Origin of the sequence: Microbacterium sp. LB12 (genome assembly GCF_037150835.1) — a bacterium.
Lineage (GTDB): Bacteria > Actinomycetota > Actinomycetes > Actinomycetales > Microbacteriaceae > Microbacterium.
Genome location: NZ_JBBCPF010000005.1, coordinates 217062 through 241612 on the forward strand (window position 1 = coordinate 217062; position 24551 = coordinate 241612).

The 24551-nt window shown below is 71.6% G+C and carries 22 protein-coding genes; 6 read left to right on the forward strand and 16 right to left on the reverse strand.

Annotation, left to right across the window (positions count from 1 at the left end; genetic code table 11):
- Window positions 1-79 precede the first annotated feature (79 nt).
- A complete protein-coding gene (locus tag WFM69_RS11225; protein WP_337004644.1) occupies window positions 80-589 on the forward strand; it encodes a phosphoribosyltransferase in 510 nt (169 codons plus the stop codon).
- Window positions 590-598: 9 nt separating this feature from the next.
- Here the strand turns inward: WFM69_RS11225 and WFM69_RS11230 are convergent, their stop codons facing one another.
- From WFM69_RS11230 to paaA, 7 genes are read right to left on the reverse strand one after another with little or no spacing between them, the layout of a single operon-like run.
- Entirely contained in the window at window positions 599-2122 is a 1524-nt protein-coding gene (locus WFM69_RS11230; protein WP_337004646.1) for an ATP-dependent DNA ligase, read from the reverse strand.
- A gap of 33 nt (window positions 2123-2155) precedes the next feature.
- Window positions 2156-2926 (reverse strand): enoyl-CoA hydratase/isomerase family protein, encoded by a 771-nt coding sequence (locus tag WFM69_RS11235; protein ID WP_337004647.1) that lies wholly within the window; start codon window positions 2924-2926, stop codon window positions 2156-2158.
- Window positions 2927-2938: 12 nt separating this feature from the next.
- On the reverse strand, window positions 2939-4102 hold the full coding sequence (gene paaE, locus WFM69_RS11240; RefSeq protein WP_337004648.1) for a 1,2-phenylacetyl-CoA epoxidase subunit PaaE: 1164 nt from the start codon (window positions 4100-4102) through the stop codon (window positions 2939-2941).
- A gap of 1 nt (window position 4103) precedes the next feature.
- Entirely contained in the window at window positions 4104-4598 is a 495-nt protein-coding gene (gene paaD, locus WFM69_RS11245) for a 1,2-phenylacetyl-CoA epoxidase subunit PaaD (protein WP_337004650.1), read from the reverse strand.
- A complete protein-coding gene (gene paaC, locus WFM69_RS11250) occupies window positions 4592-5434 on the reverse strand; it encodes a 1,2-phenylacetyl-CoA epoxidase subunit PaaC (RefSeq protein ID WP_337004783.1) in 843 nt (280 codons plus the stop codon). Before paaC ends, paaD begins: the two co-directional genes overlap by 7 nt.
- 5 nt (window positions 5435-5439) lie before the next feature.
- On the reverse strand, window positions 5440-5745 hold the full coding sequence (gene paaB, locus WFM69_RS11255; RefSeq protein ID WP_029262355.1) for a 1,2-phenylacetyl-CoA epoxidase subunit PaaB: 306 nt from the start codon (window positions 5743-5745) through the stop codon (window positions 5440-5442).
- The gene (gene paaA / locus WFM69_RS11260) at window positions 5745-6719 is read right to left on the reverse strand and encodes a 1,2-phenylacetyl-CoA epoxidase subunit PaaA (RefSeq protein WP_337004655.1); all 975 of its coding nucleotides are present in this window, start codon (window positions 6717-6719) and stop codon (window positions 5745-5747) included. The genes paaB and paaA overlap by 1 nt, the downstream gene beginning before the upstream one ends.
- A gap of 186 nt (window positions 6720-6905) precedes the next feature.
- Here paaA and WFM69_RS11265 point away from each other — a divergent pair, with 186 nt between their 5' ends.
- Complete coding sequence (locus tag WFM69_RS11265; RefSeq protein WP_337004657.1) at window positions 6906-9038, forward strand: RecQ family ATP-dependent DNA helicase; 2133 nt, start codon at window positions 6906-6908, stop codon at window positions 9036-9038.
- Window positions 9039-9056: 18 nt separating this feature from the next.
- Here the strand turns inward: WFM69_RS11265 and WFM69_RS11270 are convergent, their stop codons facing one another.
- Window positions 9057-9824, reverse strand: a complete 768-nt coding sequence (locus WFM69_RS11270) for an IclR family transcriptional regulator (RefSeq protein ID WP_337004659.1) — start codon at window positions 9822-9824, stop codon at window positions 9057-9059.
- Between the two features lie 153 nt (window positions 9825-9977).
- Between WFM69_RS11270 and dhaK the strand changes: the two genes are divergently transcribed.
- The 4 genes from dhaK to WFM69_RS11290 all read left to right on the forward strand — a co-directional run bounded on the left by dhaK (window position 9978) and on the right by WFM69_RS11290 (window position 15551).
- Window positions 9978-10970 carry a dihydroxyacetone kinase subunit DhaK gene (gene dhaK / locus WFM69_RS11275; protein WP_337004661.1) on the forward strand — a complete coding sequence of 331 codons (993 nt, stop codon included), beginning with the start codon at window positions 9978-9980 and terminating at the stop codon, window positions 10968-10970.
- Window positions 10970-11611, forward strand: a complete 642-nt coding sequence (gene dhaL / locus WFM69_RS11280; RefSeq protein ID WP_337004663.1) for a dihydroxyacetone kinase subunit DhaL — start codon at window positions 10970-10972, stop codon at window positions 11609-11611. The genes dhaK and dhaL overlap by 1 nt, the downstream gene beginning before the upstream one ends.
- Window positions 11611-14094: a phosphoenolpyruvate--protein phosphotransferase gene (ptsP, locus tag WFM69_RS11285; protein WP_337004665.1), complete on the forward strand. Its 2484-nt coding sequence runs from the start codon at window positions 11611-11613 to the stop codon at window positions 14092-14094. The genes dhaL and ptsP overlap by 1 nt, the downstream gene beginning before the upstream one ends.
- A 158-nt stretch (window positions 14095-14252) precedes the next feature.
- On the forward strand, window positions 14253-15551 hold the full coding sequence (locus WFM69_RS11290; protein ID WP_337004667.1) for a hypothetical protein: 1299 nt from the start codon (window positions 14253-14255) through the stop codon (window positions 15549-15551).
- A 24-nt stretch (window positions 15552-15575) separates the two neighbouring features.
- On the opposite strand, the gene paaI is transcribed toward WFM69_RS11290, so the two are convergent.
- The 8 genes from paaI to WFM69_RS11330 are packed head-to-tail and all read right to left on the reverse strand — an operon-like array spanning window position 15576 to window position 24448.
- Complete coding sequence (paaI, locus tag WFM69_RS11295; protein WP_337004669.1) at window positions 15576-15950, reverse strand: hydroxyphenylacetyl-CoA thioesterase PaaI; 375 nt, start codon at window positions 15948-15950, stop codon at window positions 15576-15578.
- A gap of 5 nt (window positions 15951-15955) precedes the next feature.
- A complete protein-coding gene (gene paaZ, locus WFM69_RS11300; protein WP_337004671.1) occupies window positions 15956-18052 on the reverse strand; it encodes a phenylacetic acid degradation bifunctional protein PaaZ in 2097 nt (698 codons plus the stop codon).
- Complete coding sequence (locus WFM69_RS11305) at window positions 18049-18921, reverse strand: 3-hydroxyacyl-CoA dehydrogenase family protein (protein ID WP_337004673.1); 873 nt, start codon at window positions 18919-18921, stop codon at window positions 18049-18051. The genes paaZ and WFM69_RS11305 overlap by 4 nt, the downstream gene beginning before the upstream one ends.
- The gene (locus WFM69_RS11310; RefSeq protein WP_337004675.1) at window positions 18918-19652 is read right to left on the reverse strand and encodes an enoyl-CoA hydratase/isomerase family protein; all 735 of its coding nucleotides are present in this window, start codon (window positions 19650-19652) and stop codon (window positions 18918-18920) included. The genes WFM69_RS11305 and WFM69_RS11310 overlap by 4 nt, the downstream gene beginning before the upstream one ends.
- On the reverse strand, window positions 19649-20836 hold the full coding sequence (locus tag WFM69_RS11315) for a thiolase family protein (protein ID WP_337004677.1): 1188 nt from the start codon (window positions 20834-20836) through the stop codon (window positions 19649-19651). The genes WFM69_RS11310 and WFM69_RS11315 overlap by 4 nt, the downstream gene beginning before the upstream one ends.
- Window positions 20836-22308: a dihydrolipoamide acetyltransferase family protein gene (locus tag WFM69_RS11320; RefSeq protein ID WP_337004679.1), complete on the reverse strand. Its 1473-nt coding sequence runs from the start codon at window positions 22306-22308 to the stop codon at window positions 20836-20838. Before WFM69_RS11320 ends, WFM69_RS11315 begins: the two co-directional genes overlap by 1 nt.
- A complete protein-coding gene (locus tag WFM69_RS11325; protein ID WP_337004681.1) occupies window positions 22305-23333 on the reverse strand; it encodes an alpha-ketoacid dehydrogenase subunit beta in 1029 nt (342 codons plus the stop codon). Before WFM69_RS11325 ends, WFM69_RS11320 begins: the two co-directional genes overlap by 4 nt.
- Window positions 23330-24448, reverse strand: a complete 1119-nt coding sequence (locus WFM69_RS11330) for a thiamine pyrophosphate-dependent enzyme (protein WP_337004683.1) — start codon at window positions 24446-24448, stop codon at window positions 23330-23332. The genes WFM69_RS11325 and WFM69_RS11330 overlap by 4 nt, the downstream gene beginning before the upstream one ends.
- Window positions 24449-24551: the final 103 nt, after the last annotated feature.

Below are 24551 nucleotides of genomic sequence, written 5' to 3' on the forward strand. Positions count from 1 at the left end.
TTTTGCAGACACCGGCAGGGCCGGACGCGCCCAGTATACCGGGCGGGTCGTCCACAGCGGGATGCGCGAGAATGCCGCAATGACTGATGCAGCGATCGAGCGCGAGACACTCACCTGGGACGGCTTCGGGGCGGCGACGCGCGACCTTGCGCGGACCATCCTCGACAGCGGATTCATGCCCGAGGTGGTGGTTGCCATCGCGCGCGGCGGACTCCTGCCGGCGGGGGCCATCGCATACGGGCTCGGCGCGAAGAACTGCGGGGCGATCAACGTCGAGTTCTACACCGGCATCGGCACGGTGCTGGACGCCCCCGAGGTGCTTCCCCCCGAGCTCGACATGGCCTATCTCGACGGGCGCCGGGTGCTGCTCGTCGACGACGTCGCGGACTCCGGGCGCACGCTCGCCCTGGCCGTGCAGCTGCTCCAGGACAAGGGCGCCGACGTGCGGTCCGTCACGATCTACACGAAGCCCTCCACGATCATCCAACCCGACTTCGCGTGGAAGGACACCGATCTCTGGATCAACTTCCCCTGGTCGTTCCGCGGCACCGTGCGCGAAGAGGACGAGGGGCTCGCTCCCTCGGCCTGATCGGGTCGCTCAGCCCCTCAGCAGCGCGCGAAGGGATGCGATGGTGTCGGCCTCGGCGGGAATCTTGTCGGGGCGGTAGCCCTTCACCCGGGCGAAACGCAGCGCGATCCCGCCGGGGTACCGCGGAGAACGCTGCACACCGTCGATCGCGATCTCCACGACCAGCTCGGGGCGCAGGAACACGGTTGACGCCGTGCGGTGCGACTCGTGCTCGGGGAACTCGGCGGTCTGCCAGCGCAGAAGCTCGTCGGTGAGTCCCTTGAACGTCTTGCCCACCATGACGAATTCGTCGGGGTCGCCGAACTCACCGTCGGGGTCACGCGCGCCCAGATGCAGGTTGGACAGCCAGCCGCGGCGACGCCCGGAACCCCACTCCGCGCCGAGCACGACCAGATCGAACGTCAGCACGGGTTTGACCTTGACCCAGGACTTGCCGCGGCGACCGGCCGCGTAGGGCGCCTCGATCGCCTTGACGACCACGCCCTCGTGCCCGGCGGCGAGGGCGTCGCGCGACAGCTGCTCCGCCGCGTCCGGCTCCTCGGTGACGATGCCGGGGATGCGCCAGTCGCCGGCCACGCGGTCGAGTTCGGCGAGGCGGACGGAGAGGGGCTTGTCGATCAGATCGCGCCCGTCGACGTGCAGCACGTCGAAGAACCAGGGCCGCAGCGCCAGCTCGCGAGAGACGTCGGCCCCGAACCGCGACATGGTCTCCTGGAAGGGACGCGGGCCGCCGTCTTCATCGAGTGACAGCGTCTCGCCGTCGAGGATCAGGTCGTGCGCGGGCAGCGCGCGCACGATCTCGACGATCTCGGGCACCCGGTGTGTGATGTCGGCCAGGCTCCGCGTGTAGACGCCGACCTCGTCGCCGTGGCGGTGCACCTGGATGCGGGCACCGTCGAGCTTGTACTCGACCGACGCCGGGCCGGTGATCTCGAGGGCGGCCGAGGGCGTCGCCGCCGTGGCCGCCAGCATCGGCAGAACCGGACGGCCCACTCGCAGGCCCACCGCTTCGAGCTCGCCCGCCGTGCCCGTGAGGGCGAGGCGCGCCGTTTCACCGAGATCGCCGGACAGCATCGCGGCGCGCCGCACGATCGCCGGCGGCTGTCCGCTCGCGCGGGCGATGGCGTCGAGGAGCACCCCCGAGAGCGCACCCGTCCGCAGCTCCCCGAGCATCGAGCGGGCGAGGAAGTCCCACTCCTCGGCCGTGGCGCGGGAGGCGAGGTCGCCGAGGATGCCGCTGCGTGTCGCCGCCGAGCCCGACCCCGAGGTCGTGGCCAGCGCCTCCAAGGAACGGTCGACGTCGCCGACCGTGAGGGTCGGGCTCTCGGCATGCGCGATGTCGAGGGTCGCGATGCCGCGCCAGCCGACGCCCAGCCTGCCCTGACGAGGAGTCGCGAGCAGGAGGCCGACGACGGCGAGGATCCCGTCGGGAGCGGCGCGGGAAAGGAGGTCTGCGAGCGCGTCGATCTTGGCGAGTCGGGACGATGTGGCCCCGACACGGTCGGCGGTGGAGACGAGCTCGTCGAGCTTCATCCCCGCATTCTCGCACCGGGGTCGGACATCCGCTCAGCGGCCGTGGAACTCCGGCCGGCGCTTCTCCTGGAACGCGGCGAACCCCTCGCGGTAGTCGTCCGTATCGCACAGGGCCGCCTGCGCCGCGTTCTCGACACCGACCGACTCCCACAGCGAGAGCCGTTCGTCGCGGATCCGCGCGATGAGGTCCTTGCTCGCGAGGAACGCGGCGGTGGCCCCTCGCGCGGCAGCGGCGGCGGCCTCGGTCGTCGCCTGCACGACCTCGTCGTCCGGGAAGACGCGCGAGAACAGGCCGGATGACACGGCCTCCGCACCGCTCATCAGGCGTCCGGTGTAGATGAGGTCGAGCGCCTTGTGGGCGCCGAGGCGTTCCAGGAACAGGGCGTGACCGCCGGAGTCGAGCGTCGCGCCGAGCGCCGCGAACGGGGAGCCGATCTTCGCCGACTCCGCGACGTACACGACGTCGGTGGCGATCAGCAGGCCGAGTCCGACCCCGAGGCAGGCGCCGTGCGCGACCGCGAAGGTCGGGGCGGGGAAGCGTGCCATGCGCTGCAGCAGCGGGGTGACGAGGCCGCCCAGGAAGCCGAGCACGTCATCGTCGCGCGGATCGACGCCCGAGATGTCGCGCCCGGCGCAGAACGCGCGTCCCTCGCCTCGCAGCACCAGTGCCCGCACGCCCGCGGCCTCTGCGGCCTCGTAGGCGGCGGCGACCTCGTCCAGCGCCTGCTCATCGAGCGCGTTGAGCTTCGCCGGCGCGTTCAACACGATCGTGGCGACGTCGTCGGCGATGGTGAGGTCGATCATGGGGCCTCCGGGTCAGACGTCGTAGTCCACGACCACGCGGTCGCTGGTCGGGTGGGACTGGCAGGTGAGCACGAAGCCGCGCTCGAGCTCGTCCGGCTCCAGGGCGTAGTTCTCGGTCATCGTGACGCTGCCCTCGAGCACGCGGGCGCGGCAGGTGCCGCACACCCCGCCCGCGCAGGCGAAGGGCGCGTCGGGGCGCACGCGCAGCGCCGCGTTGAGCACCGATTCGTGCGCGTCGACCGGGCTCTCCACGGTCGACGAGACGCCGTCGAGCGTCACCTCGATGCGGAAGGTCTTCTGGCCGGCCCGCACTTCGACGGGACGAGCGGTGCGCGCGGGCTCGTCGCCGGTCGTGAACAGCTCGAAGCGGATGTGCGAGCGATCCACCCCGACATCCGCCAGCACCTCGCGGCACAGATCGACCAGCGCGAGCGGCCCGCACAGGAACCACTCGTCGACGGTCGACGGCGGGATGAGCGTGCCGAGGACCGTGCGCAGCTTCTCCTCGTCGATCCGGCCGGAGAGCACGGGGGCGGCCCGCTGCTCGCGGGAGAGCACGTGGTGCAGCACGAGCCGGGTGGGGTAGCGGTCCTTGAGGTCGGCGAGATCTTCCAGGAACATCACGTCGAGCGTCGCGCGGTTCGTGTACAGCAGAGTGAACCGTGAGGTGTCGGAGCGGGTCAGCACGGTGTGGGCGAGCGCCATCAGCGGGGTGATGCCCGACCCCGCCGCGATGCCGACGACGTGCCGGTGGTCGAGGTCGTCGAGCCCCGAGGTGAACGTGCCCTGCGGGCTCATCACGTCGATCTCGAATCCGGGGTGCAGGCCGGTCTGCGCCCAGGTGGAGAACAGGCCGCCCTCATCGCGCTTCACGGCCACGCTCAGGCGCGTGTCCTGTCCGTCGTCGCGATGCTCCGGGGCCCGGCACAGCGAGTACGAGCGCCGCACCTCGACTCCGTCGAGCGTGGTGCGCAGGGCCACGTACTGGCCGGGCAGGTGGTCGTACTCGTCGGCGAGGGCGGCGGGCACGGTGAAGGTGACCTCGACGGAGTCGTCGGTCAGTGGGCGGACATCCTCGACCGTGAGCGTGTGGAAGCGGGCCCGGGTGCGGGGGGACACGGCGCGCGGCGTGGTCGCGCGCGGCGCAGGTGCCGGAGCCGAGGTGAAGAGCGACATGTCAGTGCACCTTGAAGTGGTCGAAGGGTTCGAGGCACGCGCGGCACTCGAACAGCGCCTTGCAGGAGGTGGATCCGAAGTGCGAGACCTCGCGGGTGTCGAGAGAGCCGCACCGAGGGCAGCGCACGCTCAACGACAGCCGGATGGGTCCGGTCGACACCGCCGCGCGACCGGACGGCGGGGCGATGCCGTAGGCCGCGAGCTTGGTCTTGCCGGCGTCGGTCATCCAGTCGGTGGTCCACGCGGGGGAGAGCACGAGGCGCACCTCGACCTCGTCGTAGCCGGCCGCCGTGAGCGCGAGGACCACATCGTCGCGGATGGTGTCCATGGCGGGGCAGCCGCTGTAGGTGGGCGTGATGTCGACGTGCACGCGCGACCCGTCGACCTCGACCGCGCGCAGCACGCCCAGGTCTTCGATCGTGAGCACCGGCACCTCGGGATCGGGCACGGATGCGGCGATCCGCCACGCCGCCTGGTTCGGGGTGAGGGTCACCATGTCGCCCCCGGGTGTCGCCTCGCCAGCACCTGCATCTCGGCGAGCAGGTGTCCGAGCGGCGTCGCGTGCGCACCGTGCCGTCCGCCCGCGGACGAGGCCGCGACGGCCGGAACCGACAGCTCGGCCTCGGCGAAGACGGTGCCGACCACGCGGTCGAATCCGCCGCGCAGGGTCGACGGTCGCACCGCCGCGTCGCCGAGTCGCTCGATCAACTCGTCGTCGCGGAACAGCTCGTCCACATACGGCCAGACGTCACCCAGCGCGCGGATCATCCGGGCACGCGACTCCTCCGTGCCACCGGCGAGGCGTAGCACCCACTGCACGGCGTGATCGCGGTGGTAGTCGACCTCCTTGAGCGACTTCTCGGCGATCGCGGCGAAGGTCTCGTCGCTGCTCGCGCGGAGCGCGGAGTACAGCTCGAACATGTACGTCGCCACCACGAACTGCCGGGCGATCGTCTGCGCGAAGTCGCCGTTGGGCTGCTGCACGATCCACGCACAGCGGAACTCGGGCTCGTCGCGGAAGAACGCGAGGTCGTCTTCGCTGCGCCCGTCGTACGACCCCGCGTAGTGCAGGAAGGAGCGGGCGTGGCCGAGCAGGTCGAGGGCGATGTTACCCAGGGCGACGTCCTCCTCGAGCTCCGGGGCGCGAGAGATCCAGGCGCCCAGCTGCTGCGAGAGGATCAGCGCGTCGTCGCCGAGGCGCAGCGCGTACTCGGCGACGTCCGCGGACGCGGCGACCGCGCCCGTGCCCGATAGCTCCTGCGAGAGGCGGAGCTGGTCGACCGAGACGTCGCCGTGGATGTCGAGGTCGTCGTGCGCGCTGGTCGGGTGCATGGCGCTCACAGGTGCGGCACCCCCTCGGACGCCGTGTAGTAGACGGCGTGGCGGTAGTTCTTGCCGGCGGGGCTCTCGAAGTACGCGCCCTTGGCGTCGGGGTCGCTGGTCGTGATCGCCTCGGCCGGAGCGACCCAGATCGACACGCCCTCGCCGCGACGCGTGTACAGGTCGCGGGCGTTGCGGATCGCCATCTCGGCATCCGGCGCGTGCAGGGAGCCGACGTGGACGTGGCTGAGCCCGCGGTTCGCGCGCACGAAGACCTCCCACAGCGGCCAGGGCTCGCGCTCGTCTGCGCCGGGAGTCGCCATCACGCCACCGCCTTCGTCTTCAGGGACTGCTTGCGGGCGTATTCGGCCGCGGCTTCGCGCACCCAGGCGCCCTCTTCGTGCGCGGTTCTGCGGCGCTCAAGCCGCTCGGCGTTGCAGGGGCCGTTCCCGCGCAGCACCTCGAAGAACTCGTCCCAGTCGATCTCGCCGATCACGTACTGCCCGGTCTCCTCGTCGAAGCGCAGATCCGGGTCGGGGAGCGTGATGCCGAGGATCTCGGCCTGCGGCACGAGCATCCCGACGAAGCGCTGGCGCAGCTCGTCGTTCGAGAAGCGCTTGATCTTCCACTTCATCGACTGCGCCGAGTTCGGCGACTGGTCGTCGGGCGGCCCGAACATCGCCAGACTCGGCCAGTACCAGCGGTTCACCGCGTCCTGCGCCATCGCGCGCTGCTCCTCGGTGCCCTGCATGAGGGAGAGGAGGATCTCGAATCCCTGCCTCTGGTGGAACGACTCCTCCTTGCAGACGCGCACCATGGCGCGGCCATAGGGGCCGTATGAGGCGCGGCACAGCGGCACCTGGTTGCAGATCGCGGCGCCGTCGACGAGCCAGCCGATCGCGCCCATGTCGGCCCAGGTCGGGGTGGGGTAGTTGAAGATCGAGGAGTACTTCGCCTTGCCGCTGATGAGCTGGTCCATCATCTCGTCGCGGGTGGTGCCGAGCGTCTGTGCGGCGGAGTACAGGTAGAGGCCGTGACCGGCTTCGTCCTGCACCTTCGCCATCAGGATCGCCTTGCGCTTGAGGCTCGGCGCGCGCGTGATCCAGTTGCCCTCCGGCTGCATGCCGATGATCTCGGAGTGGGCGTGCTGGGAGATCTGGCGCACCAGGGTCTTGCGGTACGCGTCCGGCATCCAGTCGCGCGGCTCGATGCGCTGCTCGTTGGCGATGAGCTCGTCGAACAGACGCTCCTCATCGGAGATCTCGCCCACCAGGGACAGGTCTGCGGGACTGGTCATCGTCGACTCCTCGGCTCCGGTCATCTTTACTGACCGATCGTTAGGTAATTCTGACATATCGGGCGCCGGCTTTCAAGACGGCGTTGGGAGTGACCGCGTGGTCGAAAACGCGCCCCGGAACGGGTCGGGAAGCACGTTTTCGACCCCGAGCGGAGGGGTGTCGGCGGGGTGGGGCAGAGTGGAGTCATGACCTCTGACGCACCCGTCGACACCCGTGGGGCCGCCCTCGCCGCGCTGCGCGAGCTCGTCGGCCGACCGGACGCCGACTTCCACGACGGGCAGTACGAGGCGATCGCAGCGCTCGTCGAAGGGCGAAGGCGCGCGCTCGTGGTGCAGCGCACCGGATGGGGCAAGTCCGCGGTGTACTTCGTCGCGACGCGGCTGCTGCGACGACAGGGGGCTGGGCCGACCGTGCTCGTGTCGCCGCTGCTGGCGCTCATGCGCGATCAGATCGCCGCCGCCGAACGCGCAGGCGTGCGCGCCGTTGCGATCAACTCCACCAACGCGCACGAGTGGGCGGACGTGCTCGGGCAGCTCGACCGCGACGAGGTCGACGTGCTGCTCGTCTCGCCCGAACGGCTCAACAACCCCGCATTCCGCGAGCAGCAGCTTCCCGCGCTCGTGCGTCGCATCGGGATGCTCGTGGTCGACGAGGCGCACTGCATCAGCGACTGGGGTCACGACTTCCGCCCGGACTACCGGCGGCTGCGCGACCTGATCGCGCAGATGCCCGCCGACGTGCCGGTGCTCGCGACCACCGCGACCGCCAACAGTCGCGTGGTGGCCGACGTCGCCGAACAGCTCGGCAGCCTCCACGGCGACCTCCCCGCGGACGCGGGCGCCGCGGCTCCCGTGCTCACGATCCGCGGGCCGCTCGCCCGGACCTCGCTGCGACTGGGCGTGCTGCGGCTGCGTGATTCCGCAAGCCGCCTGGCCTGGCTGCTCAGCCACCTCGACGACCTGCCCGGATCCGGCATCATCTACACCCTGACCGTCGCGGCCGCGGTCGACACCGCCCGATTGCTCCGTGACCACGGTCACGACGTGCGGGCGTACACCGGGCAGACCGACACCGAGGAGCGCGCCGAATCGGAGGGCCTGCTCAAGCGCAACGAGGTCAAGGCGCTGGTCGCCACGAGTGCTCTCGGCGTGGGCTTCGACAAGCCCGATCTGGGTTTCGTCCTGCACCTCGGGGCGCCGTCATCGCCAGTCGCCTACTATCAGCAGGTCGGTCGCGCGGGTCGTGCCAGCGAGAGCGCCGACGTGCTGCTGCTCCCCGGCGTCGAGGATCGTGACATCTGGCACTACTTCGCCACCGCGTCGATGCCCGACCGGGAACGAGCCGAACGGGTGATCGGCGCGCTCGGCGATGCGCCACTGTCCACGCCCGCCCTCGAGGCCATGGTCGACATCCGGCGCACGCCCCTCGAACTGCTGTTGAAGGTGCTCGATGTCGACGGCGCGGTGCAGCGCGTGCAGGGCGGCTGGGTCGCGACCGGAGAGCCGTGGACCTACGACGCCGAGCGCTACCAGCGCATCGCCGCCGAGCGTCTCGCCGAGCAGCAGCACATGATTGAGTACGAGCAGACCGACGGCTGCCGCATGGAGTTCCTGCAGCGGGCGCTCGACGACGACACGGCCGCACCCTGCGGGCGATGCGACAACTGTGCGGGCGAATGGTTCCCGCGGGAGATCGGCACCGCGGCGACGACGCAGGCCGCCGAGTCGCTCGACCGCGTCGGGGTGCCGATCGAGCCGCGTCGTGCGTGGCCGACCGGAGCCGATCGGCTGGACGTGCCCGTGCGTGGCCGGATCGCCGCCGACGAGCAGGCCGGCGAGGGGCGGGCGCTCGCGCGACTCACCGATCTGGGCTGGGGTGGCGTACTGCGCGAGCGCTTCGCCTCCGGTGCGCCGGACGCCGCCGTGACGCCGCACCTGCTCGACGGATGCGTGCGCGTGCTCGCCGCGTGGGGCTGGGCCGAGCGTCCGGTCGCCGTCATCGCGATGCCCTCGCGGTCGCATCCGCTGCTGGTCGACTCGCTCGCTCGCGGCATCGCCGAGGTCGGACGCCTGCCCTACCTCGGGGCGCTCGACCCGGTCGGGGGAGGCCCGTCGGGGCAGCCGGGAGGCAACAGCGTGTTCCGCCTCGCCGGTGTCTGGGAGCGGTTCAGCGCCGCGCACCTCGACATTCCGGTCGGACCCGTGCTGCTCGTGGACGACCTGGTCGACAGTCGCTGGACCATGACGGTCGCGGCGCGCGAGGTGCGCAGGGCGGGTGCGACCGAGGTGCTGCCCTTCGCGCTGGCGCTGCGCGGCTGAGCCGGCCGCTCGGGGCGTTCAGTCGTCGGCGGGGGCGATGCGCGGAGGCCACGAGGTGGCGCCGAGCTCGCGCGAGATGTTCCGTGCGGTCTCGCGCAGGGCGTTGAGGATGGCGTCGGAGGGCGGTGTCTGCGACGTCGGCATCACCACGGCCACGGCGGCGACGATGTCGTTCGACGCATCGGCGACGGGAGCGGCGATCGAGGACTCGCCGAGCACGGCCTCGTCGAACTCGCCCGCACTGCCGCGCTCCGCGATCGACGGCAGTTCCAGGGTGAGCCGTGCGATGTCGGTGACGGTGTCTCCGGTGAGGCTGCGCAGCGGCTGCTCGAACACGCTCTGCTGGAAGCCCAGGTCGTAAGCGAGCAGCACCTTGCCCATCGCGGAGGCGTGCGCCGGGATCGCGACGCCGGTCTCCAGCATCTGCTGACTGTCGTCGGGGCGGAGGTTGTGGTGGATGACCAGGACGTCGGTGAAGTGGGGTGCGCCGAGCCGTACGGACAGGTTCGTGCGACGCGCGAGCTCCTGCGTCCAGCGCATCGCCCTCGCGCGCACGTCGAGCGTGTCGAGGTACACGTTGCTGAGGCGCAGCAGGGTGGGGCCGAGCATGTAGCGCTGACCGCCACGCTCCTTCGCCACGAGCCCGTGCGAGCGCAGCGACTTCACGATCCCGTGCACGGTGGACGGCGGCAGGCTGAGCGCGAGGGAGAGATCGGTGATGCCGAGATGGCGCGCTCCCTGGAGCAGTTCGAGGATCTTCGCTGCGCGGTCGATCGCTTGGATCACGGCCCTCCTCCTTCCGGTTCGTCGTCGATCCGGTTCGTCGTGCCGGTCTTCAGGATTGATCTTGACAACCCGGCAGGCTCCGAGCATATTCGACATTAACGAATTGCTTTCCGATTTTCGCGAAAATCACGAAGGATCAAAGGAGATCGAACGATGAAGAAGCTCATCAACGCCCCCGAGGACGTTCTCGTCGAATCCCTGAAGGGTGTGGCGCTCGCTCATCCCGAGCTCTCGGTCGACCTGGAGAACCACGTCATCACGCGGGCGACGCCCAAGGCGCAGGGCAAGGTCGCGGTGGTTTCCGGAGGCGGCTCCGGCCACGAGCCGCTGCACGGCGGTTTCGTCGGACCCGGCATGCTCGACGCAGCCGTCGCCGGAGAGGTCTTCACCTCGCCGACGCCCGACCGGGTGCAGGTCGCGACCAAGGCCGTCGACCGCGGCGCCGGCGTGCTGCACATCGTGAAGAACTACACCGGCGACGTGCTGAACTTCGAGATGGCGGCCGAGCTCGCCGCCATGGACGGCATCGAAGTGGGCAGCGTCATCGTGGACGACGACGTGGCCGTGCAGGACTCGCTCTACACCGCCGGACGTCGCGGCGTCGGACTCACCGTGCTGCTGGAGAAGATCGTCGGCGCCGCCGCCGAGGAGGGGCGCGACCTCGCCGCGGTCGTCGAGCTCGCCCGGAAGGTCAACGGCCAGGGACGCTCGATGGGCATGGCGCTCACCAGCTGCACCGTGCCGGCCGCGGGCAAGCCCACCTTCGACCTCCCGGACGATCAGATGGAGATCGGCATCGGCATCCACGGCGAGCCCGGCCGTCACCGCGAACCCCTCGCCCCGGCATCCGAGATCGCCCGACAGCTGGTCGAGCCGATCCTCGCCGACTTCGACTTCACCGGACCGGCCATCGTCATGGTCAACGGCATGGGCGCCACCCCGCAGATCGAGCTCTACCTCATGTACGCGGAGGTCGCCGCGTTGCTGGAGAAGGCGGGTGTGCAGGTGGTGCGCAACCTGGTCGGCAACTACATCACCTCGCTCGACATGGCCGGCTGCTCGGTCACGGTCCTCAAGGCCGACGACGAGATCCTCGCGCTGTGGGACGCCCCCGTGAACACCCCCGGACTGCGGTGGGGCGCGTGATGGCGGCGATCGACACGGCAGTGCTCGCGGACTGGGTCTCGCGTTTCGGGGCTGCGGTCACCGAGAAGCGCGACTGGCTCACCGAACTCGACTCCGCCATCGGCGACGCCGACCACGGGGCCAACATGGCGCGGGGAATGAGCGCGGTCGCGGAGAAGCTCTCCGCCGGCACGCCCGCGACGGTCGACGACCTGCTCAAGACCGTCGGCATGACGCTGGTGAGCTCGGTCGGCGGCGCGAGCGGTCCGCTGTACGGCACGTTCTTCCTGCGCATGGGGATGACCGCCGGACCGGTCACAGAGCTCGACGGACCCGGCCTCGCAGCGGCGCTGCGGGCCGGGCTCGAAGGAATCGTGGCGCGGGGCAAGGCCGAGGCCGGGGACAAGACGATGTTCGACGCGATGGCGCCGGCGGTGGACGCGTTCGATGCCGCGCTCGCCGCGGGGTCGTCGATCCCGGAAGCCGCGACGGCTGCGGCTGCGGCTGCGGACGTGGGGCGCGATGCCACGCTGCCGCTCGTCGCGCGCAAGGGCCGGGCGAGCTACCTCGGCGAACGCAGCGCGGGTCACCTCGATCCGGGGGCGGCCTCGACCGCGATCCTGTTCGAGACGCTCGCCGCGGCGGTGGCGGGCAGCGCCTGATGATCGGCATCGTCGCCGTCTCCCACAGCGCGCGGCTCGGGGAGGCGGCCCTGGAGCTTGCCCTGCAGATGGTGCCGGGTGGGGGAGCCCGCGTGCAGGTCGCGGCCGGTGCCGGGGTGGACGCCGACGGTGCGCCGATCCTCGGCACGGATGCCGTCGCGGTGGCGTCGGCGATCGACGAGCTCGCGGCGGACTGCGACGGCGTGCTGGTCCTGATGGATCTCGGCTCGGCCGTGCTGAGCGCCGAGCTGGCCTTGGAGCTGCGGGCGAGCGATGTTCCGGTGCGCCTGGCACCCGCGCCGTTCGTGGAGGGTCTGCTCGCCGCGGTCGTGGCGGCGGCCGCGGGGGCGTCTCTCGACGCGGTCGCCGCAGAGGCGACTGCCGCCCTCGCCGCGAAGACGGGACAGCTGGACGTCCCCGAGGACGACACCCCGTCCCTGCCAGTGAGCTCGACGGAGGATGCGGCGGGTGAGGGGGACATCGTCCGCCGCGTGCGGGTGCGCAATCCGCAGGGCATCCACGCCCGCCCCGCCGCGCTCATCGCCCAGGCGTCCGCGGGCACGGACGTGCGGGTGCGACGGCTGCCCGATGGCCCGGAGGCCGCGGCTGCGAGCCTGTCCCGCCTGCTGATCCTGGGCGCGAGACAGGGCGACGAGCTGGAGCTTACCGCCCGGGGAACTGACGCCGCCGCAGCGCTCGACCGTCTGGTCGCGCTGTTCGACGACGGGTTCGGGGAAGGGACCGAGGGGGTCGCGGCCGCTCCGACGCCGAGGGACGCGGAGCCGACGGCGACCCCGGAACCGGCACCCGTGATCGAGGCAGGCACCGTCCTGCACGGCCGCGGCGTGAGCCCCGGTCGGGTGGCGGCACCCGTGGTGCACATCGCGCCACCGCTGCCGGAGCCCGAAGCAGGCGCGCAGGTTCCGGTGGAGCGTCGCGACGCCGAGGTGTCGGCGATCGAATGGGCGGCCGTGGCCGTGGCCGACCAGCTGCGCACCCGCACCGCACAGGCGACGGGCGAGGCCAGGGCGATCCTCGATGCGTCCCGGCTGCTCGCTTCCGATCCGGAACTGGTGTCCGAGGCGACCGCGCTCGTGCGGGCGAAGGGACGAAGCGCGGCGCGCGCCGTCTGGGAGACCGCCGCCGAGCATGAGAAGGGGCTGGCGGCGCTGGGCGGGCGCATGGCCGAGCGCGCCGCCGACATCCGCGACGTGCGCGACCGCATCATCGCCGAGATCCTCGAAGTCGACATGCCGGGTGTGCCGGAGCGCGATGAGCCGTTCGTGCTCGTCGCGACCGATCTCGCTCCCGCCGACACGGCCGCGCTCGAAGGCGGCCGCTGTGTCGCGCTCGTCACCGAGCAGGGCGGTCCCACTTCGCACACCGCGATCATCGCGCGTTCGCTCGGCCTTCCCGCGGTCGTCGGTGTGGGCGGAGCCACGGGCATCCCGATCGGCGCCACCCTCCTGGTCGACGGCGGGCGCGGAACGGTGGAGGTCGACCCGTCCGCCGCGCGCATAGCCGATGCCGCGGACGCGGCGAGGGTCGTGGAGTTCGACGGCAGAGGACGACTCGCCGACGGCGAGCGGGTGGCGCTGCTCGCGAACGTGGGTGGCGCGCCGGACGCGATCGCCGCCGCCGCCGCGCACGCGGAGGGCATCGGGCTCTTCCGCACCGAGTTCTGCTTCCTGGATCAGGTGGATGCCCCGTCGGTCGAGGAGCAGACCGCGGCGTATCGCGGTGTGCTCGCCGCCTTCCCCGGACGCAAGGTCGTGGTCCGCACGCTGGACGCCGGAAGTGACAAGCCCCTGCCCTTCGCGAACGCGGAGCACGAGGACAACCCGGCACTGGGCGTGCGCGGACTGCGGATCGCGCGTCGTCGTCCGCAGCTGTTGGACGATCAGCTGTGCGCCCTCGCCTCGGCGGCCGCGGACGAGTCCGCCGAGGTCGGGGTGATGGCGCCGATGGTCGCGACGGTCGAGGAGGCGCGCGGGTTCGCGGAGCGGGCGCGCGCCGCCGGCATCAGCCGGGTCGGCATCATGATCGAGACGCCGTCTGCGGCGCTGCTGGCCGCCGAGCTGTTCGAGGTGGTCGACTTCGTGAGTCTGGGGACCAACGACCTCGCGCAGTACACGATGGCGGCGGATCGGCTGCTCAGCGACCTCGGCGACCTCAACGACACGTGGCAGCCCGCCGTGCTCCGCCTGATCGGGACGGTCGGTGCGGCCGGGCGCGCCGCGGGAAAACCGGTGGGCGTGTGCGGAGAGGCTGGCGGCGATCCGCTGCTCGCCCCGGTGCTCGTCGGGCTGGGGGCGACGTCGCTGTCGATGACGGCGCGATCGCTCGGACGCGTGGCCGAAGCGCTCGCCGAGGTGTCCGATGCGGATTGCCGACGCGCGGCCGACGCCGTGCTGGCCGTCGCGACCGCGGAGGAGGCCAGAGCCGCTGCCGAAGCCGTCCTCTGCGAGGCCGGTACCCGCTGAACCGCTCCTGAGCGCACCGTGTATGCGTGAGACGGAATGCGATCCGTATCATTCTCATCTCGACATGGAGGTGGTTCCTCTTGAGGGCCACCGCACCCCGTAGCCTCGCAGCAGAGGGGGGGCGTCGCAGTCGCGACCCACGTGTCCATCGGAGGATCATGTCGCGTTCGCGTTCGTTCGTCACCGCCGCTCTCGGCATCGTCGCCGTCGGACCACTGCTCGCTCTCGCAGCCTGTGCGTCGGAGCCGCAGGCGGCCCCGACCCCGACGCCGACGCCGACCGCGGCAGCACCGGAGCCCTACGCCGGACCGGTGCATTTCGTGGGAGACGAGCTGGACTGGTTCCTGCCGACGGCTGAGCAGATCGCGGCGACGATCCCCGGGGCCGGCGAGATCAGCGATCCCGACGCGAACCTTCAGCAGGTGTCGGATGGATGGGGCGCCACGATCGATCCGGAGATCTGCACGGTGCTCCTGTACGAGGCGTCGCTGGGCTCGATCGGCGCCCGCACGATCACCTGGACGGGCGCCGCGGGCGACGGCCGCGACGGCTACCTGCACGCGCTGCAGTTCGCCGACGAGAAGCAGACGCAGGCGAAGATGGACGAATACCTCGCCGCTGCCCGGGCGTGCGGGCAGTTCACGTTCGACGGACATGACTCCTCGTACGCGGCCGTCGTCGTCGACGAGCCGGAGGGTGTGCAGGCGATCGCCGCACCGCTCATGATTCCCGGCGATCAGGGCGAGTGGGTCTGGACGTACTTCGGCATCTCCTCGGTCGGCAACGTCATCGTCGAGTTCTGGCAGCCCTTCACCGGCGAGCCGGGCCTGGACTCCGCCGCGGCCGCGCGCCTGCTCGCCGATCAGGCGGAAGCGGCTCGAGACCGGCTGGTGGAGACGCTGACCGAGAACCCGCCGGTGCCGCGCGAGGAGCCGCCCGCCGCAGACCCGGCGTCGGCATGGAGCACATGGACGATCGGTTTCGACGGAGTCGGACAACTGCGCCTCGGCGAGGACTTCGCGACCGTGGCCGCCGCGGCTCCGGGGGCAGAGGTCATCGCGCCCGAGGGGGGAGCCGGCGACGGCACCCTGGTGAGCCCTGACGGCAGCGCGCGCATCCTGGTCCGGACGCAGGACACGTCCACCATCGTCACGCAACTCCGAATCGGAGCTCTCGCCGCGTATGAGGCTCCGAAGCCCGACGGCGCGGCGCTCCCTCGTGCGGGGACGGTCGGCGTCGGCGATCCCGTGAGCGCCGCGATGACCGCGTTCCCCGGGGGCACCGTGGTGCACGTGATCTCTGCGGGGCTGGACTACTACGGTGTCGCGACGCGGGACGGACACGTGATGATGTTCCACACGGACCGCGATGCGGCGGATCCCGAAGCCCGCATCATCGGCATCACCGCGGAGGATGCGAACCTGCGGCGGCACTACGGCTTCTCGCCGGAGAGCTGAGGCGGAACCGGTCCCGGGTGGTGATCAGGCCCGGTTCGTGGTGAGCGAGCGGCCGCGGAACTCCGCGACCGTCTCGCCCGTGTCATCCGCCACGGTCACGTCATAGAGGCCGGTGCGTCCGCTGATGATGCGGCGCACCGCGGTGGCCGTGAGGGTCTGACCGCTCGTGGTCGACTTCAGGAACGTGATGTCGGCGCCCGCGGCGACCGTCACGCGTTCGTCCTCGTTGCAGGCCAGCGCGAAGGCGGTGTCGGCAAGGGCGAACACCAGGCCGCCGTGGGTGATCGCGAAGCCGTTCAGCATGTCGTCGCGCACCCGCATCGACACCACGGCGCGTCCCGGTTCGTCGTGCTCCACGACCATGCCGAGCGCGGCGGAGGCGCGATCCTGGCGCATCATCTCCCTCATGCGGGCACCGCGGCGGCGACGGGCTCCTTGGTCACGAGCGTCAGCACGTCGTAGGTCGCGACCGTCTCGTCATCCTGGTTGCGGATCACGGCATCCCACCGCACCTCGCCGTACTCGTCGGTCTCGCGCGGGGTGATCTGCTTCGCGGTGAGCTCGACGCGGATGCGGTCGCCGGGGGAGACGGGCGTGACGAACCGGAGGTTCTCCAGGCCGTAATTGGCCAGCACAGGCCCCGGCTCCGGGTCGACGAAGAGCCCGGCGGCCCAGGAGACGAGCAGGTAGCCGTGCGCGACGCGTCCGGGGAAGAACGGGTTCGCGGCAGCCGCAGCCTCGTCCATGTGCGCGTAGAACGTGTCTCCCGTGAAGTGCGCGAAGGTCTCGATGTCGTCGAGCGTGACCTCGCGGGAGGCGGACGCGACCTGGTCGCCGATGTTCAGCTCGGCCAGCGACTTGCGGAACGGATGCCGTCCCTCGCTGTGCGCCGCGGCACCCGCATGCCAGATGCTGGTGAGGGCGGTGAGCATCTGCGGCGAACCCTGCACGGCGGTGCGCTGCATGTGGTGCAGCACGGCGCGGATGCCGCCCAGCTCTTCACCGCCGCCGGCACGCCCCGGCCCGCCGTGCACGAGGTTCGGCAGTGGCGATCCGTGTCCGGTCGAGGATCGGGCGTCGTCGCGGTCGAGCAGCAGCATGCGGCCGTTGAACGGGGCGATGCGGGTCGCGAGCTCGACGGCCTGCACCGGGTCGTGCGTCGCGATGCTCGTCACGAGCGAACCCCCGCCGCGTCCAACCAGGGCCGCGGCATCCGCCGTGGTGTCGTACGTGAGGAGCGAGGCGACGGGGCCGAACGCCTCGACCTCGTGCACCGCGTCGCTCTGCGGGTCGTCGAAGCGCAGCAGCACGGGCGCGACGAACGCGCCTTCGGACGGTGTGCCGATGCTGCCGTCGGCGAGGCGCACCTCGGGGGCCTCCGTCGACCCGATCACGAGCTCTCCACCGGCGTCCTGCAGCGCGCGCACCTGGCGCAGCACCTCGTCGCGCTGGGCGGTCGAGGCGAGCGGGCCCATGGTCACGCCCTCGGCCCGCGGGTCGCCCAGCACGGTCTTTTCGGCGATCCGTGCGCGCACCGCGTCGATCACGGCGTCCGCCGTCGCCGTCGGGACGAGCGCCCGCCGGATCGCCGTGCACTTCTGCCCCGCCTTCGTGGTCATCTCCGTGACGAGCTGGCGCACGTACGCGTCGAACTCCGGAGTGCCCGCGACGGCGTCGGTGCCGAGCACGGAGGCGTTGATCGAATCGGTCTCGGCCGTGAAACGCACGCCACCGGTCTGCACGGCGGGATGCGCCCGCAGGCTCTCGGCGGTGGAGGCGCTGCCGGTGAACCCGACGAGGTCGCCCAGGCGCAGATGCTCGAACAGCGTCGGCACGCTGCCGCTCACGAGCTGCAGCGATCCCTCGGGCAGCAGTCCGGACTCGACGAGGATCCGCACCATCGCCTCGGCGAGGTAGCCGGTGGGTGTGGCGGGCTTCACGAGCGTCGGCATGCCGGCGAGGAAGGCCGGCGCGAACTTCTCCAGCGACCCCCACACGGGGAAGTTGAACGCGTTGATCTGCACCGCGACGCCGGGAAGCGTCGTGTACACGTGGCGGCCGAGAAACGTGCCGTCCTTCGAGAGGGGTTCGACCGGTCCGTCGACGTGCACGGTGCCGTTCGGCAGCTCCCGACGGCCTTTCCCGGAGTACGAGAACAGCACCCCGATGCCGCCGTCGATGTCGACCCAGGAGTCGGTCTTGGTGGCACCGGTGCGCGCGGACAGGGCGTACAGCTCGTCCTTGCGCGCGGTGAGGGCGATCGCGAACTGCTTGAGCAGCACGGCGCGCTGGTGGAACGTGAGCGTCCGCAGGCTCGCCTGGCCGACCGTGCGCGCATACTCCAACGCGGCGCCGAGATCGAGGCCCTCGGTGCTCACGGTCGTGACGATCTCCCCGGTCGAGGCATCGCGCACCACCGTGGGAGCGCCGGTCGGGGTGGGCGTCCACCACGCGCCTTCGACATAGCTCGGCAGGACGGTGCTCGACAGCTGCTCGGTCATGGTGTCTCCTCGTTCCATCGGTAGAAGCCTTCGCCGCTCTTGCGGCCGAGCCGGCCGTCGGCGACCATCGCCCGCAACAGGGCGGGCGGTTCGAATCGGGGGCCCAGCGAGGCGGCGAGCTCCTCCGCGATCCCGAGTCGCACGTCCAGTCCGACGATGTCGGTGGTGCGCAGCGGGCCGACCGGATGCCGGTAGCCGAGCGTCATGGCCGCGTCGATGTCGGCCGCGCTCGCGACACCCTCCTCGAGCATGCGGATCGCCTCGAGCCCGAGCATGACGCCGAGTCGCGACGAGGCGAAGCCGGGGGAGTCGCGCACCACGATCGCGGCCTTGTCGAGCGCCTGCACCCAGGCGCGTGCGCGGTGGACGACGGCATCATCGGTGCGCGAGCCGCGGACGAGCTCGACCAGTGCCGAGGCGGGCACCGGGTTGAAGAAGTGCAGCCCGAGGAAGCTCTCCGGGCGGGCGCGCTGCGCCGCAAGGTCGTCGATCGAGATCGAGGACGTGTTGGAGGCGAGCACGGCGCCTTCGGGCATTGCCGCCTCGGCCCGACCCAGCGCCTGCTCCTTGAGCGCGCGGTCCTCGGGGACGGCTTCGACGACCAGGTCGCAGTCGCCGAACAGTGCGACGTCGGTGCCGCACTCGAAACCGTCGCGCAGCGGCACCTCTTCCAGCTGCGGATCACGTTCGAGCGAGCGGCGGATGCTGTCGCCGAGGCGTTCCGCGGCCGAGCGAGCGGCCGCGTGATCGCGCTCCACGACGCTCACGCGCGAGCCGGCGAGCAGGAACGCGTGCGCGATGCCCGCTCCCATCCGGCCGCCGCCGAGCACCCCGACACGGGCGGGGGCGGAACTGCTCGTCTCGCTCATCGTCGGGACCTCTTCTCCAGGAACTCGGTCATGCGGCGCTGCTTCTCGGGCGACTCGAACAGCTCGGCCTGTAGCGCGAGTTCGACGGCCGGATGCTGGGCGCGCGGCGCCCGCAGCGCGCGCTTGGTGTGCCGGGTGGCGAGGTCATCGGCCGCGGCGATGCGGTCGGCGAGCTCGTGCGCAGCATCGAGCAGATCGGCGGGCGGATACAGCGCCGAGACCAGCCCCCAGCTCAGGGCCTCTTCCGCGGTGAGGATGCGTCCGGTGAGCAACAGCTCGCTCGCGCGCGCGGCACCCACGATCTCGGGCAGTCGCCAGGTCGCCCCGGCCGCGGCCATGATGCCCAGGCCCGTTTCGGGGTTGCCGATGCGCAGCGCGGGGGTTCCGATGCGGATGTCGGCCGCGTACGCGAGTTCCGCGCCGCCGCCGAGCGCCCAGCCGTCCATCGCGGCGATCACGGGCATCGGCAGCTCGTTGATCCGGATGAACGCCATCGCGTTGATGCCGCGGCGCGCGTCTTCGGCGGTGCGTTCGCGGAGCTGCGCGATGTCGGCGCCGGCGGCGAACACGCCCTCCGAGCCGGTCAGGATGAGCACGCGCGGGTGCTCCTCGAGCGCGGCGCACAGAGCGTGCAGGGCGTCGATGGTCTCCTGGTCGATGGCGTTGCGCTTGTCGGGGCGGTCGAGCGTCGCCACGACGCGGTCGTCGTGCTCCTCGATCTGCAGCGTCATCGCACACGCTCCACGATCATGGCGCTGCCCTGGCCGACGCCGACGCACATGGTGGCGAGTCCGAGGTCGACGTCCTCGCGCTCCATCCGTCCCAGCAGGGTCACGACGAGCCGGCTCCCGCTGGAGCCGAGCGGGTGCCCCAGCGCGATCGCGCCGCCGTCGCGGTTGACGATGTCGGGATCGAGTCCGAGACGGCGCATCGACGCGAGCGACTGGGTGGCGAACGCCTCGTTCAGCTCGACCGCCCCGATCTGTGAGAGCGCGAGTCCGGCTCGCTGCAGTGCCTTCTCGGTCGCGGGCACGGGGCCGAGACCCATGATCTCCGGCGCGAGGGCGGCCGAGGTCGCCGAAACGATCCGTGCGCGCGGGATGAGGCCGTGCGCGCGGACGGCCTCGGCGCTCGCCACCACGATCGCGGAGGAGCCGTCGTTGAGCGAGCTGGAGTTCCCCGCGGTCACGACGCTGCCGCCCGCGACGACGGGACGCAGCGCGGCGAGTGCGTCGAGATCGGTGTCTCGGCGCGGGCCCTCATCGACCGTGACCTCGCCCGCGCGGGTGGGCACTGCGACGATCTCGGGTGCGAAGCGGCCCGCATCGATCGCGGCAACGGCCAGGCGCTGGCTGCGCAGCGCGAAGGCGTCGGCATCCTCGCGGCTGATGCCGTCGCGACGGGCGACCTCCTCCGCGGTCTCCGGCATCGAGAACGTGGCCTTGTCGCGCGCGGCGAGGCGCGGGTTGGTGAAGCGCCACCCGATCGAGGTGTCGAACGCCTCGCCCGGCTTCGCCCACGGCCGCTCCGGCTTGGCCTGCACCCACGGCGCGCGCGTCATCGACTCGACACCGCCGGCGACGATGAGGTCGGCGTCGCCCGCACGGATCGCCTGCGCGGCCATCGCGATCGCCGACATCCCGGAGGCACAGAGCCGGTTGACGGTGATGCCGGGGATGCTGTCGGGGAGGTCGGCGAGAAGTGCGGCCATGCGCGCGACGTTGCGGTTGTCCTCGCCCGCCTGGTTCGCCGCGCCGAGGATGACCTCGTCGATCGCGGAGTCCGGGACGCCGGCGCGGTCCACGGCGGCCCGCACGACGAGGGCGGCGAGGTCGTCCGGGCGCACGCTCGCGAGCGCGCCGCCGTAGCGTCCGACCGGCGTGCGGACCCCTCCCACGAGGAACGCGTCTGCCATCACACCCTCCCGAACGCGCGCAGCGGATGCTCGATCAGCTCGGTCACCCGGCGCAGGAACCCTGCTGCGTAGCCGCCGTCGCACACGCGGTGGTCGAAGGCGAGGGACAGCTGCACGATGCGCCGCGCGACGATGGCGCCGTCGACGACCCACGGGCGCTCGATGATCCGCCCGATGCCGAGGATTGCGACATCGGGGTGGTTGATGATCGCGGCCGAGCCGTCGACCCCCAGACCGCCGTAGTTGTTGAGGGTGAAGGTCGATCCGCGCAGGCGCTCGGGTGGCATCGTGCCGGCGCGGGCGGTGACGGCGAGCTCGCGCAGGGCGGTGTCGAGCTGCTCGACCGTCAGCTCGTGGGCACGCGCGAGCACGGGGACCAGGAGGCCGCGCTCGGTGTCGGCGGCGATTCCGAGGTTCACGCCGTCGAACGAGATCAGCTCCTCGGCGCTCTCGCTGAGGCGCGAGGCCAGCACGGGGTAGTCCTCCAACGCCAGCAGCACGAAGCGAGCGAGGAGTGCCGTGACCGACGGGGCCTTGCCGTCCGCGGGGGCCATCTGCGCACGCAGGTCCCACAGCGCGGTGGCATCCACGTCGACCCACACGGTCGCCTCGGGGATCTCCGAGCGACTGCGGGTGAGGGTGGCGCTCACGGCGCGACGCAGGGCCGACATGCGCTCGCGGGAGAGCACGCCGAGTCCGTCGAGCGTCTCGCCGGTCCCAGCCGCGCGGCTGGTCGCTGCGCCGGTCCTGGAGCCGGTGGTGGAGCGGTGGTGCGCGGCGGCGCCGTCGACGGCGTTCTCGACCGCGGCCTGCAGCACATCGGCGCGCGTGACGGCGCCGTCGGGGCCGGTCGCGACGATCGCGTGCACGTCCAGCCCGAGATCGCGGGCGAGGCGACGCACGAGCGGGGAGCGCACCGCGACGGGACGACGATCCGTGGAGTCCGTGCGTGCCGGCGCGGGTGCCGGCTCGGGGGGCGGGGCAGCGGCACGGCTCGCACCCGACGCCGCGGGACGGCGGCGCCCCGTCGTGCTGCGGGACGTGGTGCCGTAGCCGATCAGCACGTTGCCCGACCCGGCGCGCTCTTCCTCGCGGTACGCCTCGTGCTCGGGCTCACCGGGCTCACCGGGCTCACCGGGCTCACCGGGCTCACCGGGCTCGGCGAGTGCGGGCGTCGCCGGCGCGGCGGTGTCGGACGCGGAGGCGTTCGGATCCGCGACCTCGAGCACCGGAGCTCCGACGTCGATCGTGTCGCCCGCGGTGCCGTGCAGCGCGGTGACGACCCCCGCGAACGGCGACGGCAGCTCGACGACGCTCTTCGCGGTCTCGACCTCGGCGATCGGCTGGTCGGTGGCGATGGTGTCGCCGACCGCGACGAGCCACTGCACGAGTCCGGCCTCGGTCAGTCCCTCTCCGAGGTCGGGCAGGCGGAAGACCAGCGTTCCGGTGTGCGGTTTCAAGGGGGCGCTCATACGTCCTCCTCCCAGTGCAGCGTGTCGATCGCGTCGAGCACGCGGTCGACGTCGGGCAGATACCAGTGCTCGAGCTTCGGCGGCGCATACGGGGTGTCGAACCCGGTGACCCGGCGCACGGGAGCGGCGAGGTACTCGAAGCACCGCTCGAACACGCGCGCCTGGATCTCGGAGGCGACGCTCACGTACCCCGGCGCCTCGGCGATGACCACGGCGCGACCGGTGGATCGCACCGCGGCTGTCACGGTCGCGTCGTCGAACGGCGAGAGCGAGCGCACGTCGACGACCTGCACGCTGCGGCCCTCTGCGGCGGCGACCTCGGCGACCTCGAGCGCCAGCGGCACCGAGCTGCCGTAGGCGAGCAGCGTGACGTCCGTGCCCTCCCTGGCGATGCGTGCGGTGCCGAGTTCGGCGGTGATCGTGGTGTCGACCTCGCCCTTGGCCCAGTACAGCTTCTTCGGTTCGAGGAAGATCACCGGATCCGGCGAGGCGATGGCCGCTCGCAGCAGTGAATACGCATCCTGCGGGGTGGACGGGCTGATGACCGTGAGTCCCGGCGTGTGCGCGTAGTAGGCCTCGGACGAGTCGCAGTGGTGCTCGACGCCGCCGATGCCGCCGCCGAACGGGATGCGGATCACCAGGGGCATCCGCATGCCGCCGCGGGTGCGGTTGCCGAGCTTCGCGACATGGCTGACGACCTGCTCGAAGGCGGGGAGCGCGAACGCGTCGAACTGCATCTCCACGACGGGACGCATGCCGTTCATGGCCATGCCGACCGCGGTGCCGACGATCCCGGACTCCGCGAGCGGGGTGTCGAAGCAGCGGTCCTCGCCGAAGCGCGCCGTGAGGCCGTCGGTGATGCGGAACACTCCACCGAGCGCGCCCACGTCCTCTCCGAACACCACCACGTCCGGGTCGGACGCGATCGCGTCCGCGAGGGCGCGGTTCAACGCGGCGGCCATGGTCATGGTCGACACGGTGCCCGCCTCGGCGTCGGCGCGGGTGTCGTCCTGGGCGATGGTCATCGGTGGCCTCCGTTCGGCGTCGCCCCGGCATCGGCGAGGTGCGATCGTTCGATCTCGTCGCGCAGCAGGTGCCACTGCTCGTCGAGCTGGGGGGAGCGGTGCGCGGTCACGAACCGGAACAGGTCCTCCGGGTCGAGGTCGGCATCGGTGTTCAGGGCGGTGCGCATGGCCGCGGCGATCTCCTCCGCCCCCGCGGCGAAGCGCTCCTCGGCATCGGCGTCGAGGGCTCCGATGGCGGTCAGGTGGGTGCGCAACCGCGTCAGCGGGTCGCGGGCGATCCACGCCTGCACCTCGTCGCGTTCGCGGTAGCGCGTGTCGTCGTCGGCGTTCGTGTGCGCCTGCATCCGGTAGGTGTGGGCTTCGACGAGAGTGGGTCCGCCACCCGAGCGCGCTCGTCCTATCGCCTCGTCGAGCACCGCGAGCACGGCGGCGACGTCGTTGCCGTCGACGCGCTGTCCTGGCATCCCGTAGCCGATGGCCTTGTGGGCGAGCGAGGGAGCAGCGGTCTGCCGGGACAGGGGCACGGAGATCGCGAACTCGTTGTTCTGCACGAAGAACACGACCGGCACGTGGAAGACGGCGGCGAAGTTCATCGCCTCGTGGAAGTCGCCCTCGCTCGTGGCGCCGTCGCCGCAGAGGGCGAGCACGACCGTGTCCTCACCGCGGTGCGTGGCGGCCTGGGCGAAGCCGACCGCGTGCAGCAGCTGGGTGGCGAGCGGGGTTGCCTGGGGCGCGACGCGGTGCGCGCGCACGTCGTAGCCCGAGTGCCAGTCGCCCTTGAGGAGCACCATCGCATCGGCGGGCTCGACGCCGCGGGCGATCACGGCGACCGAGTCGCGGTAGGTGGGGAACAGCCAGTCCGTGTCGCCGAGGGACATCGCGGCGCCCACCTGGCACGCCTCCTGCCCGTGCGACGACGGGTAGACGGCGAGGCGGCCCTGACGCACCAGGGCACCGGCCTGATCGTTGATGCGCCGGCCCTCGACCAGATCGCGGTACGCGGCCAGCAGGGTGGCGGTGTCGGGGAGCGCGTAGTGCTCGTCGGCGACCGGCGCGCCGTTCTCGTCGATCAGTTGCACCGCGGTGTCTCGCGGCAGCATGTCGGTGTGCAGCATGCGTTCGCCCTCCTTGCCGAACTCGATGAGGACAGCATGCCGCCGATGCGACACTCGTCCAACAGGAAATGACGAATCCTGGATGAAAGCGTCTGTTGTGGTG